We start from the raw sequence: 12,854 nt of genomic DNA, 5'->3' as shown, positions 1-12,854 counted from the left end.
CGGGGCTGCCGGTTTAGCGCGCGGCGCGACGGCCGGTTCAGGCCGGTTAAGCGTGATCACCTGATTGGCGCCATCATCATAGGACGGGCTGGTGGTGACACCGGGGACACCGTAAAATTGCGACCGGGTCGGGATATCGTTGCTGCCGGCACCGTCAATGACAACGGTTTCAAATCCGTCACCATATGTCGCGCCGCCGACATCCTGCGCAAAGCGGTCTGCGGCAAGGAATTCAGAATGCGGACGGGTTTCGGGATAGATCAGGTCGCTGCCAGCGATCGAAATATGGTCGCGCGAAACCGAGGGTGAAAGATAGTTCGGTACGGTTGGTTGTCCGCCGACACCGTCGGCAACGTCCCAGTTTACCTGTACGCTGTCGTCAACGGATACGGGGGTGTATTGCTGTGCGGATGCACCGCCACTGACAACCGCATTACCGCCCAGTGCTGCCATGAATGCCAGCACCGAAATCTTGGAATACCCCTTCATCAAATCGCAGGCCCCTTGTTACCCTGTGTTTGAACACGTTGTTTTATAACGCACAGTTTTGTGTCGATCTTTTGGCACATTGTTTTTGTTCATTGTGCCACCCCGGTCCAGCCACCCCGATATATGATTGACCAGACGGCAAGTACCATAGCTTAGAGCTTGATGATGAACAACCGCTTTGACCTTTGGCAAAAGGCAGGATGCAAAAAGGGCATCCGTGCCAAAGCAGGGATGCCCTTTCAAAAAACGGTAATAAAAGCCGATACTTATTCGGTAATGGCTTTTTTAAGCGTCTTGGCCAGAACGGGCTGGATATAGTCGTTGGCGGCAACGACGCTGCCGGTGCCAAGCATGTTGGTGCCACCTTTGGCATCGCGGACATAGCCGCCTGCTTCGGTGATCATCAGAAGGCCTGCGGCAATATCCCACGCGTTAAGGTGCGCTTCCCAGTAACCGTCAAAGCGACCGGCGGCGACATAGGCCAGATCAAGCGATGCGGCACCCATGCGGCGCACACCGGCACAACGATCCATGACCGAATGCAGCTGTTTTTCGAACGCGGCGTGATCGCCATGTCCGATATGCGGAACACCGCATGCCAGAACGCATTCATTCAGGCGACGACGACCTGAAACACGCAGGCGACGGTTATCCAGATAGGCGCCAACGCCTTTTTCGGCCCAGAAGAATTCATCCTTGGCGACATCATAAATGATGCCGGCAATGATTTCGTCACCCTTTTGCAGGGCCACGGAAATCGCAAAATGCGGAATGCCGTGCAGGAAGTTGGTGGTGCCATCAAGCGGATCGATGATCCAGCGATGCTCCGGATCGGAGCCCTTGATTTCGCCGCCTTCTTCCAGAAGGAAACCATAGCCCGGACGCGCACGTTCGAGTTCTTCGCGCAGGCGTTTTTCGGCACGGTGATCGGCAGCAGATACGAAATCCGCCGGGCCTTTCATCGACACCTGAAGGTTTTCGACTTCACCGAAGTCGCGTTTAAGTCCATAGGCCGCCTTTTCGACGGCCTTGAACATGACATTGATATTTGCTGAACGACGGGCGGCGCCACGCACGGCTCATCTCCCGGTGTTTGAAAGTAAAAAAGGAAGGCCCAAGGACGGATGTCCTTAGTCTTTTGCACGCTCGAGATAGGTGCATTCGGTCGTGTTCACGACAACGCGCGTACCCGATTCAATATGCGGCGGAACGAGAATGCGAACGCCATTATCAAGAACGGCCGGCTTGAAGGAAGAAGACTGGGTCTGCCCTTTGACTACCGCGTCGGCTTCGACGATCTGGCAGACAACATGTTCGGGCAGGGTAACGGCAAGCGGTTCGCCTTCGAAGGATTCGATGGTAACAACCATGCCGTCCTGAAGGAATACAGCCGGTTCACCGACGAGTTCCGCATTGACTGTGATCTGTTCGAAAGTTTCGCTGTCCATGAAGGTGATCATGTCACCATCGGCAAACAGATAGGTATATTCATTCTGTTCCAGACGAACTTTTTCGACGGTTTCCGAAGCCCGGAAACGTTCGTTCAGCTTGGTGCCGGTACGAATGTCTTTGAGTTCAACCTGGTTAAACGCACCGCCTTTACCCGGCTTCACAGCCTGGCATTTTACCGCACGCCACAGGGCACCTTTATGTTCGATAAGGTTACCCGGACGGATTTCGTTGCCGTTGATTTTCATGGCACCAACCGTTCTTTCAGATCACAGATTCACGATGTAAGCGGGACACCCGTCCCATTAAAGTCGGGCTTAACTACCAGTTTGGCGAATTTGCTGCAAGCAGATTGATCAGGGTTTGCGCGCATGGCAAACCGTCATTCGCGCATGGCTGGCGCGAAATCCCTGCGGTCAAAAGGGGATAAACCGGGCTGGATTTCAGTCCGAGGCAGCGGCAATCGCGGCCTTGATCGCCTTTGCCCCGGCCTCAGCGCCGTCCGGATGGTTCCAGACTCCGCCCGTGACGGCAATGAAATCGGCCCCGGCTTCGACAATCGGGCCAAGGTTATCGGCCGTGATGCCGCCAATCGCGACACAGGGCACCGTGGTAAAGGTCGTCCAGATTTCGATGATTTCGGGGGTGACGCTGGTTTTGGCTTCTTTGGTTTGCGTCGGATAGAACGCGCCAAACGCCACGTAATCAGCCCCTTTTTCGCCAAGTTCCATGGCGCGATGGCGGCTGTCATAGCAGGACACGCCGACAATGTGTTCTTCGCCCATGATGGCGCGCGCCTCGGCGTAGCTGGCGTCTTCTTCGCCGACATGCACACCGTCAGCGCCCGATTTTTTGGCAATATCAGGGCGGTCATTAAGGATCAGGGGAATGTCGCGGTCCGAGCACAGCGGCAGGATCGCATCAATTGCCTTGCGGATTTCATCATCGGAAACGTCTTTGAGACGCAGCTGCAAACAATCAATCGCACCGGTATCAAGCACGGATTTCAGGCGGTCCGGAAATACGGCCAGATCGATTTTGGGCGGTGTCAGAAGATAAAGGCCGGTTTGGTCGTCTGCGTTCACAATGGTCATTCCTGATCAAAAACTGCGTATCATGTAACGTTTCGCGGCACTTTTGGCAATCACCCAGCCAAAAACGCCGCAAGCCGACGGTCAAGTTCCGCATCGGGTAGATGATCGTCACCGGTTTCGTAAATCCGGTCCGGGTCGGGCAGGGCGGTAATGACCCGGCATCCCGACCTTGATCCGAGATTTTCAAGCCGGGCTTTCAGATCATCGGGCAGATCGTCATCAAGCAATACCGCATCCAGCCCGGTTTCCATCGCGGCCAGAGCCGATGCGCGACGCCCGCGACAATCAAGAATGCCGTGGATGAGGGCATCGGGAAATTCGGTTCGTAATCTTCCGATCAGGGTGGCAAACCACTGCGCGCCAAGCGACGCGCCGGCATTTTCCGGCGACAGCAGATTGATCCGCGCACGCCCTGCCACAAGACCAGCGACACGGCAGGCCGATTGGCCGCCTGCCATGCCATGAATGCGAATGAAAAGGTTTGTGGTGTCTTTCATCGGGGCAAAATATCACCGGGTCGGGATTTGCCAAACAGAAAGGGCGACCCGAAGGCCGCCCTGATCCGGATCGATAGCTTCAAGTTCCGATTAAAGGAACTTCGCCATGGCAACGGCGGTATCGGACATACGGTTCGAGAAGCCCCACTCGTTGTCGTACCAGGACAGGATACGGACGAAGTTGCCGCCGATAACCTGGGTCTGGGTGACGTCGAAGGTCGAGCTGTTCGGATTGTGGTTGAAGTCAATCGAGACCAGCGGTGCATCGCAAACGCCAAGAACACCCTTGAGCGGGCCGTTTGCGGCTTCCTTGATCGCGGCATTGATTTCATCAGCCGTGGTGTCGCGACCGGCAACGAAGGTCAGGTCAACCATCGAAACGTTCGGGGTCGGGACGCGGATGGCGGTGCCATCAAGCTTGCCTTTGAGTTCCGGAAGAACCAGACCGACGGCCTTGGCCGCACCGGTCGAGGTCGGGATCATCGAAAGCGAAGCGGCACGGGCGCGGCGCAGATCCTTGTGCAGGCTGTCGACCGTGTTCTGGTCACCGGTGAAGGCGTGAACGGTGGTCATGAAGCCCTTGGTGATGCCAACGGTCTTGTTCAGAACGTCTGCAACCGGTGCCAGGCAGTTGGTGGTGCAGGATGCGTTCGAAACGATGATGTCGGATGCGCTGAGCGTATCGCTGTTAACACCGTAAACGACGGTTTTGATGTCGCCCTTTGCCGGGGCGGAAATCAGAACACGCTTGGCACCTGCGGTCAGGTGTTTGCCTGCGCCCGCTTCGTCAAGGAAGATGCCGGTGCATTCGAATGCGATATCGACATTCAGTGCGCCCCACGGCAGGTTCGCCGGGTCGCGTTCCGAGCAGACCTTGATCGCCTTGCCGTCGATGACAAGGTCGTTGCCTTCGGCTTTGACGTCATTGGCAAGAACGCCATGAACGGAATCGTATTTCAGAAGATGTGCGTTGGTGGCGACGTCACCCAGGTCGTTGATGGCCACGACTTCAACATCGGTACGGCCGCTTTCAACGATGGCACGCAGAACCAGACGGCCAATACGACCAAAACCATTAATCGCTACGCGAATAGCCATTCATCCCTCCAAAATTATGATGATTGGTACCTGGGGAGTATCAATCACGGCTTAGGGTTCAACCCCATAGAAAAAAGGCCGGATCGGCATATTACCGATCCGGCCCCTTGAATTAAACGAGTTCTTTGGCTGCCTTGACCAGCGCCTCGGCGGTGATGCCGAAATGCTCGTAAAGGACTTCGGCCGGTGCCGAGGCACCAAAGCCGTGCATGCCAATGACTTTGCCGTTGTCGCCAACGTATTTTTCCCAGCCGAAGACCGAAAGGGCTTCGATGGCGATGCGCGGCTTGTCGCCAAGGACTTCCTTGCGATATTCCGGCGACTGCGCGTCGAACAGTTCCCAGCTTGGCAGGGAGACGACGGCAGCATTGATGCCGTCGGCCTTGAGTTTGGCCTGTGCGTTCACGGCAATTTCGACTTCGGAACCGGTCGCGATCAGGGTGACCTGACGATCACCGTCGCAATCGGAAATCACGTAGCCGCCGCGTGCGACAAGGTTGTCTTCGCGGTATTCGGTGCGCAGGGTCGGCAGGTTCTGACGGGTCAGCGCCATGACGGTCGGGCCGGTTTCGTTGGTGATCGCCATTGCCCATGCTTCGGCGGTTTCAACCGCATCGGCCGGGCGGATGACGGTAACGTTCGGCATTGCGCGCAGGGACGCGACATGTTCGACCGGCTGATGGGTCGGGCCGTCTTCGCCAAGACCGATGGAATCATGGGTCATGACATAGACAACACGCTGGTTCATCAGGGCCGACAGACGGATTGCCGGGCGGCAATAGTCGGTGAAGACCAGGAAGGTGCCACCATAAGGCAGAACGCCGCCATGAAGTGCCAGACCATTCATGGCCGCAGCCATACCGTGTTCACGGATACCGTAATAGATATAGCCGCCATGATAGCCGCCATCAGCGGTGATCGGGGCCTGAACGCCGGTTTTGGTGTTGTTCGAGCCGGTCAGGTCGGCAGAGCCGCCGATCATTTCCGGGATTGCCTTGGTCAGGACTTCAAGAACGTTCTGGGACGATTTGCGGGTCGCGACTTTCGGCAGTTCAGCGGTGATCTGCTTTTTGTAGTCGTTGAACGCGTCGATCCAGTTTTCCGGAAGCTTGCCTTCGACGCGACGTTCGAATTCGTCTTTGAGGGAGGCTTCGAGATTTTCGAAACGCGAACCCCATGCGTCGAAATCGGCCTTGCCACGTGCACCGGCATTGCGCCATGCGTCGAGAATGTCGGCCGGAATATCGAACGGCTCGGCAGTCCAGCCGAGTTTTTCACGCGCACCGGCAAGTTCGGTCGCGCCAAGCGGCGAACCATGCGTTGCCGAGGTGCCACCCTTGGTCGGGGCGCCAAAACCGATTTCGGTCTTGCAGGCGATCATCGAGGGCGTGTTGGTGGTTTTTGCCTTGGCAATGGCGGCTTCGATGGCGACCGGATCGTGGCCGTCAATCTGCTGCACGTCCCAGCCAGCGGCTTCGAAACGTTTTTTGTGATCTTCGGACGTCGAAAGCGAGGTCGGGCCATCGATTGAAATGCCGTTATCGTCAAACAGGACGATCAGCTTCGACAGTTTCAGGTGACCGGCCATCGAAATGGCTTCCTGCGAGATGCCTTCCATCAGGCAACCGTCGCCGGCAATCACATAGGTGTAGTGATCGACAACATCATTGCCAAAGCGCGCATTCATGATGCGTTCGCCAAGTGCGAAACCGACCGAGGTCGCGATACCCTGACCCAGCGGGCCGGTGGTGGTTTCGATACCCGCGCCATGGCCGTATTCCGGATGACCCGCGGTGCGGAAGCCCATCTGACGGAAATTCTTGATCTGATCCAGATCGAAATCTTCGTAACCCGTAAGGTGCAGAAGCGAATAAAGCAGCATTGAGCCGTGACCAGCGGACAGGATGAAACGGTCGCGGTCGGGCCAGTGCGGGTGCTTTGGATCAAATTTCAGGAATTTGGTATAAAGAACAGTCGCGACGTCTGCCATGCCCATCGGCATGCCGGGATGTCCGGAGTTGGCTTTTTCGACTGCGTCGGCCGAAAGAAAGCGAATGGCATTGGCCATGCGGTTGTGTTCTGATTGCGTCGTCATTGGATGCGGTTCCTGGGGGTTTCGCGGTCGGGCGATGAAAACACTTTTAATACATTTATTCCATGTTAACGGAATTCGCGCGGAACATGCCCGCACAGGGGGCATCCGTCAACCGCTTCTGTGGAAAAACTGCGCCTGTTGTCCTGATTGCGGTTAACGAAAATGACAAACATGTCATATGGCCATGGTGCTTGTTGACGCGTCCCGATCTTGCCCCCTATGTTGCCAGTCGGTCCTGTGTTCCTTGTATCCTGTTGGTTCAGTGGACGGACCACATATCGTGCAGCGTGTCATGGCGGGCTTTTCCATACGATTTCCGGACATTAATCCGCAGGGCTGATATTTGAAGCCACGGATTTGTTCGGGAACAAATCAGCCTTTTTCATGACAAAGTCGGTTGGCAGGGTGGCCGATCTTGTGATCAGGAACAGGTTTCGCCTGTGCCGACCGGGTAGTTTAACAAAGCTGGATATTGAATATGTCGCGTTTGCTAGAAGCGAGTAACCGACTAAAAGCGGCCATCGACAGTCTTGATGCTGCCGCGGAGTCGCGTATGGCCAAGGACATCGGAAATCAATCCGATGCTGCCGGTGAAGTCGAAACCCTGAAGAGCCAGCTGGCTGCCTTGCGTCAGGATTATGACAAGCTCGCAACAGCAACCCAGACCGTCTCGGCCCGTCTTGACGGTGCAGTCGGGCAGTTGCGTCTGGTCCTTGATGATGATCGCGAACAAAGGCAGGCATAAATTCCATGGCACAGGTTTCAGTACGAATTAACGGGCGCAGCTATGATGTTGCCTGCGACGATGGCCAGGAAGAACGCCTGATCGGTCTGGCGCAATATGTTGATGAACGCGTGCGCGAGATCGCGGATGCGGTAGGACAGATTGGCGAACAACGCCTGTTGGTGATGACCAGTCTTCTGATTGCCGACGAGCTTAGCGATGTGCATGAAAAATTGCGCAATGGTCAGACAAGTGTCGCACCGGAACCCGGCAGCATCACGGCGGCCGAAGGTGACGCGATTGCGGAAAACATGGAAAGCATGGCTGTTCGCATAGAAGCTATTGCGCAAAAGCTTTCGCAGGACTAAGTTCCGGACGCTGACTGTTTTCGATGCGCCGTTCGCGGTGATCGGGCGCAGCAGCAAATCGGGGGCTGCCCTGTTCGTCAGGTTCGCTAATTCCCGGGGCCGATGCTCATTTCTCTAGGGAGCTGTCCCTGTCGAGGCCGTGGTCTCGTTATACGGCGCCCACCTGCACACGCAGGTCACGAGGAATTACCAAATGGCCAACGGCAGCGGTGGCTCCCACTTAATTCATATCCCCATCTAATTTATGTTGTGCATCAAACGGTGCGTCTGACAGGGGCATCGGTTACAGTCATGTCCGGATTTCGGGCGTGCGACGAAACAGGAAATACAATGCGTTTACTCCATCTCGGCGACGTTCTTGGCCAATCCGGCCGTACTGCAGCACTTGAAGCGTTACCGATGCTGCGGGACCGTCTTTCGGTCGATATCGCGGTGGTGAATGTGGAAAATGCAGCGCATGGTTTTGGCGTTACGGCCAAAATCTGCAAGGAATTCTATGATGCCGGTGCGGATGTCCTGACGACGGGCAATCATGTCTGGGATCAGCGCGAAATCATTGCCTATATCGATGAAGATGAAAAACTGCTGCGTCCATGGAACTTCCCCGACGGAACGCCGGGCAAGGGCGATTATGTTTTCAAAACCCGGTCGGGCAAAAAAGTTTGTGTTGTTAACATGATGGGGCGGCTGTTCATGGACCCGCTTTCGTGCCCGTTCCAGGGGGCGAACAAACTTTTTGCCAAACACAAGCTCGGCAAGAATGTCGATGCCATCATCATCGATTTCCATGCCGAAACCACGTCGGAAAAAATGGCTTTCGGGCATCATTGCGACGGGCGGGCGTCGCTTGTCCTGGGCACCCACACCCATGTTCCGACCGCAGATGCCCAGATTTTGCCGGGCGGAACGGCCTATCAGACCGATGTTGGCATGTGCGGGGATTTTGATTCCGTGATCGGGATGAAAAAGGAAAATTCGGTGCGCAAATTCATCACCAAAATGCCGACCGGCCGGTTCGAACCGGCAGACGGCCCGGCAACGGTGTGCGGTATTTATGTTGAAACCGACGATGCCACCGGCCTTGCCAAACGGATCGAGCCGGTGCGTATTGGCGGGCGGCTTAAGGGCAGCTGGCCCAGCGCATAAAAGACAAACATTTTCAATGCTTTAAAGCCCTGCCTGAATAGGCGGGGTTTTGTTTTGGAAAAATAGTTAGTAAATTTGCTAACTATTTCTTGCGCATGGCATTGGGATTTGTTACTTAGGCATATGGCTAACCATAATGAACAACTCGACCAGATGTTTCACGCCCTGTCGGATGCCACGCGTCGTGGCATGGTTGACAGGCTGTGCAAGGGCCCTGCGACGGTCAGCGAGCTTGCCGAACCGCTTGATATGGCGTTGCCGACCGTTATGGGGCATTTACGTGTGCTGGAAAACTGCGGGCTTGTCCGCAGTACAAAACAGGGCAGGGTTCGCACCTGTGAACTTGAACCCGAACAACTGACACAGGTGGAAATCTGGATCAATGAGCGGCGATCCCTTTGGGGGCGCCGGTTTGACCGATTGGGAGAATTCCTGGTGAATTCGGAACCGACAAACGAATAGCCCGTCATACAAGAACCGCGAAAATGGATCGGGCCAGCATAACAGCAGGAGCAGTACAATGACGTCCGCCACCAATAAAGCAGATGACACGATCGCACGTTCAGTCACGCATGCCATGTTCACAATCGAACGGGTTTATGACGCAAGCCCGGCCCGCGTTTTCAGGGCGTTTTCCGACGAGGAAGCCCATCATCGCTGGTTCGTTACCGAAGAGGGATGGGACGTTATTGAATATAATCACGATTTCCGTGTCGGCGGTCGTGAAGGCGGCCGTTTCAGCCAGGACGGCAAGGTGTTCTATTTTAACGACACGCTTTATCAGGATATCGTGCCCGATAACCGGATCGTCTTTGCCTACACGATGGATCGGGATGATACGCGCATTTCCGCATCGGTCGCGACGGTGGAACTGAAACCCGAAGGGGATGGCAAGACGCGCCTGAAATTCACCGAGCAAGGGGCGTTTCTGGACGGTTTCGACAAGGCCGAATTCCGCGAAGAAGGCTGGCAGGGATTGCTGGAAAAGCTTGCGGTGGAAATCACGGAACATGCCTGATTTCAGGTGCCGGAACGCAAAAGAGGCCCGAAATATCGGGCCTCTTTTTTGCCGGGATACGGGTTTTGGGGTCAGGCGGCGCGACTGCGGGCCTGCTGGCGAAGGTCTTCGAGGATGCCGTTGATGCGCGCGCGCAGGGCTTCGACCTTGTGCGAGGCATCTTGGGCGGTGGTCAGAACTTCGCCCGATAGTTGGCCGGTTTTGCCGGTTTCACTTGCGACATCATTGATCGAGGCGGAAACGGTCCGGGTGCGGTCGGCTGCACTGCGGACGTTTCGCGTGATCTCGTCGGTTGCCGCACCCTGTTCCTCGACCGCGGCCGAGATGGTGGTGGCAATTTCGTTGATGTTTTCGATGATGCGACCGATATCCTCGATGGCGGTGACAGATTCGCCGGTTGCCTTCTGGATACCGGAAATCTGACCGGCGATTTCCTCGGTCGCCTTTTCGGTCTGGTTGGCGAGGTTTTTGACCTCTGCCGCGACGACTGCAAAGCCCTTGCCCGCATCGCCGGCGCGTGCCGCTTCGATGGTGGCGTTAAGGGCCAGAAGGTTGGTCTGTTCGGCGATGTCAGTGATCAGTGCGATGACTTCACCGATGCGGTTTGCCGATTGCGACAGGCTGACTACCAACTGGTTGGTTTCCTGTGCGCGGTCGGCGGCATTGCTGGAAATGCGGGTTGATTCCGCCATCTGGCGGTTGATTTCCGCATTTGAGGCCGAGAGCTGTTCGGTGGCCGCTGCAACGGTTTCGACGTTGCCGGTGGCTTCCTGTGCCGAAGATGCTACATCTTCGGTCTGGCCGGAAACCAGTTCGGCACTCTGGCTCATTTGACCCGACACACCCTGAAGCTGTTCGGCGAGGGCAGCGATTTCACCCACGGCACTTTCGACTTCGTTTTGCAGGGTATCGGCAAGGCCAAGCAACTCGTCACGCAGGGCTTCGTTACGTTCACGGTTCAGGCGTTCTTCTTCGGCCTGAAGTTCGCGGACTTTCAGGGCGTTGTCCTTGAAGACCTCGACCGCACGGCCCATGGCAGTGATTTCGTCGTTACCCTTGACCGGGACGTCGATATCGAGATTGCCATCGGCCAGTGTGACCATGGTTTTCTGCAGACCAGCCAGGCGGCGCAGAAGGTTGCCACGGACATAGACGACATAAATGATCAGCGAGATCAGGATGGCCGCACCGGCGACGCCATACATGATCTGCGAGCTTTGCGCATTCAGGGTCTGGGTCGATGCGGCGGCGGTGTCGACATCCGATTGCAGGCTTTCAACCAGTGCTTTGACGCTGCTTTCCATGTCGGCGGCGTATTGCGCGCCTTGATCGACAATCTGCTGCTGGGTTGCGGCGGCTTCAAGGTCCTTGATCCGCAAGGCCGGGAGGCTGGCGTCGCCGATTGACAGGTCAAGCATGTCACCGACGATATTGGTGTAGAACTTTTTGAGTTTTTCGTTCTCGAGGCTTTCGATCAGTTTCTGCAGCGAAGCGAAGCTGCCGCGGACCTGCACGCTGATCACGGAAAGCCGGGTCGTATCGTTAAGCGAGCTTGATGTCAGGATCGTATTGACGATGTCGCTTCCCATACGGCTGAGTTCCAGCACCGGACCACGCGATGCAACGGCATCGTTCAGGTCATAAAGAAGTTTGGTGGTGCGGACCTGATCTTCGTAGGGCAGGGGATCGCCGGATTTGCGCAGGTCTTCGACGGAGGCATTGATCCCGGAAATGGTTGTCTGGGTGAAGGACAGAAGCGGCGTGATCATGCTGCTGTATCGCCCGCTTAGCTGCTGAAACTTGTTGAGTTTCTCGGCGATCTCGTCTGCGATGGCAAACCGGTTCAAAGTTATTGAATGCAGATTTTCCAGGGCATCGCGCAGATTGGCACTGTTGGTATCAATACCATCCAGAATTTCGGGTTGCAGATTTGTTTCACGCAATTGCCCGACATTGTCATCAAGCCCGGCCAGCAGCGTATCAAGTTCTGCTTTGACGATCTGTTCTTCGTCGGGGGTTTTCGATGCGATGATCCGCGGCGCGATGGCCACGATCTTTGCGCTGTCGGTTGCCAGTTGCTGTGCCGCGAACATCGGCGGCAGCTTTGAATGTGTGATGCCGGCAAGTTCGGTGCCGAATTTGCCAAACGATATGACGGCGACGGTGGCCGCCACGACGGCCATCAGGCCGACAAGGGCAAATGATGCCGCCAGTTTCCCCTGAACGCCGAAGCCTTTTGCGGTCTTTTTGACCGGCTTCTGGCGATCATCAGATTTGATAGTCTTTCCCATTGCTCACCTAACCCCGATTACGCATAACCAGCGCACCGGCTTCTGTCATGCCGGTAACGCGTCTGTTTGATTTTCCTGGATGGAACCTTCCTGTGGGTTCCGCATTCGGGGATATCCGCGATATCGGTTAGGAACGATAAGGATGCGGATAATTGAAGGCGGAAGTTTTTGTTTTTCTTATGTTGGGAAATTCTATAGCACACGCATCTGTGTAGAATAACCTAAATGTTCAGCTAATTTGCCAGCCTTGTCCATCTGGATAAGTCTTTTTGTACAAAAGCTTGTGGTTATGGTGCCAAACAAAAAGGCCCGCCATAAGGCGGGCCTTTGCACAAGAAGAAGTCTGATGGATCAGGAGGCGCGATCACGCGCCTGCTGACGCAGGTCTTCGAGGATGCCGTTGATCCGCGAACGCAGATTTTCGACCTTTTCGGATGCGGTCTGTGCGGTTGACAGAACCTGACCGGAAAGCTCGCCGGTTTTGCCGGTTTCACTTGCCACATCATTGATCGAGGCGGAAACGGTGCGGGTGCGATCGGCTGCACTGCGGACGTTACGCGTGATCTCGTCGGTTGCCGCACCCTG

At 55.9% G+C, this 12,854-nt stretch carries 13 protein-coding genes, 1 other RNA gene and 1 pseudogene; 6 read left to right on the top strand and 9 right to left on the bottom strand.

Going from position 1 to position 12,854, the window contains the following annotated elements; all coding sequences use genetic code 11:
- The 7 genes and pseudogenes from TH5_RS24390 to tkt form a co-directional block, all read right to left on the bottom strand.
- Positions 1 to 489, bottom strand: a pseudogene (locus TH5_RS24390) (OmpA family protein); the annotation flags it as partial.
- A gap of 266 nt (positions 490 to 755) precedes the next feature.
- A complete protein-coding gene (locus tag TH5_RS24385) occupies positions 756 to 1,565 on the bottom strand; it encodes an inositol monophosphatase family protein (RefSeq protein ID WP_208638535.1) in 810 nt (269 codons plus the stop codon).
- A gap of 54 nt (positions 1,566 to 1,619) precedes the next feature.
- The gene (gene efp, locus TH5_RS24380; RefSeq protein ID WP_114124044.1) at positions 1,620 to 2,186 is read right to left on the bottom strand and encodes an elongation factor P; all 567 of its coding nucleotides are present in this window, start codon (positions 2,184 to 2,186) and stop codon (positions 1,620 to 1,622) included.
- A gap of 195 nt (positions 2,187 to 2,381) precedes the next feature.
- Complete coding sequence (thiE, locus tag TH5_RS24375) at positions 2,382 to 3,032, bottom strand: thiamine phosphate synthase (RefSeq protein ID WP_114124043.1); 651 nt, start codon at positions 3,030 to 3,032, stop codon at positions 2,382 to 2,384.
- Between the two features lie 50 nt (positions 3,033 to 3,082).
- Positions 3,083 to 3,529: a hypothetical protein gene (locus TH5_RS24370; protein WP_114124042.1), complete on the bottom strand. Its 447-nt coding sequence runs from the start codon at positions 3,527 to 3,529 to the stop codon at positions 3,083 to 3,085.
- Positions 3,530 to 3,619: 90 nt separating this feature from the next.
- Positions 3,620 to 4,627 (bottom strand): type I glyceraldehyde-3-phosphate dehydrogenase, encoded by a 1,008-nt coding sequence (gap, locus tag TH5_RS24365; RefSeq protein WP_114124041.1) that lies wholly within the window; start codon positions 4,625 to 4,627, stop codon positions 3,620 to 3,622.
- Between the two features lie 112 nt (positions 4,628 to 4,739).
- Positions 4,740 to 6,722 (bottom strand): transketolase, encoded by a 1,983-nt coding sequence (gene tkt / locus TH5_RS24360; RefSeq protein WP_114124040.1) that lies wholly within the window; start codon positions 6,720 to 6,722, stop codon positions 4,740 to 4,742.
- A 478-nt stretch (positions 6,723 to 7,200) separates the two neighbouring features.
- Here tkt and TH5_RS24355 point away from each other — a divergent pair, with 478 nt between their 5' ends.
- The 6 genes from TH5_RS24355 (at position 7,201) to TH5_RS24330 (ending at position 9,978) form a co-directional block, all read left to right on the top strand.
- Positions 7,201 to 7,467 (top strand): DUF4164 family protein, encoded by a 267-nt coding sequence (locus TH5_RS24355; RefSeq protein WP_114124039.1) that lies wholly within the window; start codon positions 7,201 to 7,203, stop codon positions 7,465 to 7,467.
- 5 nt (positions 7,468 to 7,472) lie between these two features.
- The gene (locus tag TH5_RS24350) at positions 7,473 to 7,814 is read left to right on the top strand and encodes a cell division protein ZapA (RefSeq protein ID WP_114124038.1); all 342 of its coding nucleotides are present in this window, start codon (positions 7,473 to 7,475) and stop codon (positions 7,812 to 7,814) included.
- A 59-nt stretch (positions 7,815 to 7,873) separates the two neighbouring features.
- Positions 7,874 to 8,034: non-coding RNA, 6S RNA (ssrS, locus tag TH5_RS24345), on the top strand.
- Positions 8,035 to 8,144: 110 nt separating this feature from the next.
- Positions 8,145 to 8,960 (top strand): TIGR00282 family metallophosphoesterase, encoded by an 816-nt coding sequence (locus TH5_RS24340; RefSeq protein ID WP_062952518.1) that lies wholly within the window; start codon positions 8,145 to 8,147, stop codon positions 8,958 to 8,960.
- A gap of 123 nt (positions 8,961 to 9,083) precedes the next feature.
- Positions 9,084 to 9,422, top strand: a complete 339-nt coding sequence (locus tag TH5_RS24335; RefSeq protein ID WP_114124037.1) for an ArsR/SmtB family transcription factor — start codon at positions 9,084 to 9,086, stop codon at positions 9,420 to 9,422.
- A 58-nt stretch (positions 9,423 to 9,480) separates the two neighbouring features.
- Positions 9,481 to 9,978, top strand: coding sequence for an SRPBCC family protein (locus TH5_RS24330; protein ID WP_114124036.1), 498 nt, complete (start codon positions 9,481 to 9,483; stop codon positions 9,976 to 9,978).
- A 71-nt stretch (positions 9,979 to 10,049) separates the two neighbouring features.
- Here TH5_RS24330 and TH5_RS24325 read toward each other — a convergent pair whose 3' ends face one another.
- Both TH5_RS24325 and TH5_RS24320 read right to left on the bottom strand, forming a co-directional pair.
- Entirely contained in the window at positions 10,050 to 12,269 is a 2,220-nt protein-coding gene (locus tag TH5_RS24325; RefSeq protein ID WP_114124035.1) for a methyl-accepting chemotaxis protein, read from the bottom strand.
- Between the two features lie 351 nt (positions 12,270 to 12,620).
- Positions 12,621 to 12,854, bottom strand: a 234-nt coding sequence (locus TH5_RS24320; protein ID WP_114124034.1) for a chemotaxis protein, incomplete at its 5' end; no start/stop codon positions are given.

The organism is Thalassospira xianhensis MCCC 1A02616 (genome assembly GCF_003326475.1).
GTDB classification, from domain to species: Bacteria; Pseudomonadota; Alphaproteobacteria; order Rhodospirillales; family Thalassospiraceae; genus Thalassospira; species Thalassospira xianhensis.
This window is presented reverse-complemented; position numbering and strand designations above follow the sequence as displayed.

Coding starts and splice junctions, on each gene's coding strand:
- efp (WP_114124044.1), bottom strand. CDS start 2,186: ATGAAAATCAACGGCAACGAAATCCGTCCGGGTAACCTTATCGAACAT.
- thiE (WP_114124043.1), bottom strand. CDS start 3,032: ATGACCATTGTGAACGCAGACGACCAAACCGGCCTTTATCTTCTGACA.
- TH5_RS24370 (WP_114124042.1), bottom strand. CDS start 3,529: ATGAAAGACACCACAAACCTTTTCATTCGCATTCATGGCATGGCAGGC.
- gap (WP_114124041.1), bottom strand. CDS start 4,627: ATGGCTATTCGCGTAGCGATTAATGGTTTTGGTCGTATTGGCCGTCTG.
- tkt (WP_114124040.1), bottom strand. CDS start 6,722: ATGACGACGCAATCAGAACACAACCGCATGGCCAATGCCATTCGCTTT.
- TH5_RS24355 (WP_114124039.1), top strand. CDS start 7,201: ATGTCGCGTTTGCTAGAAGCGAGTAACCGACTAAAAGCGGCCATCGAC.
- TH5_RS24350 (WP_114124038.1), top strand. CDS start 7,473: ATGGCACAGGTTTCAGTACGAATTAACGGGCGCAGCTATGATGTTGCC.
- TH5_RS24340 (WP_062952518.1), top strand. CDS start 8,145: ATGCGTTTACTCCATCTCGGCGACGTTCTTGGCCAATCCGGCCGTACT.
- TH5_RS24335 (WP_114124037.1), top strand. CDS start 9,084: ATGGCTAACCATAATGAACAACTCGACCAGATGTTTCACGCCCTGTCG.
- TH5_RS24330 (WP_114124036.1), top strand. CDS start 9,481: ATGACGTCCGCCACCAATAAAGCAGATGACACGATCGCACGTTCAGTC.
- TH5_RS24325 (WP_114124035.1), bottom strand. CDS start 12,269: ATGGGAAAGACTATCAAATCTGATGATCGCCAGAAGCCGGTCAAAAAG.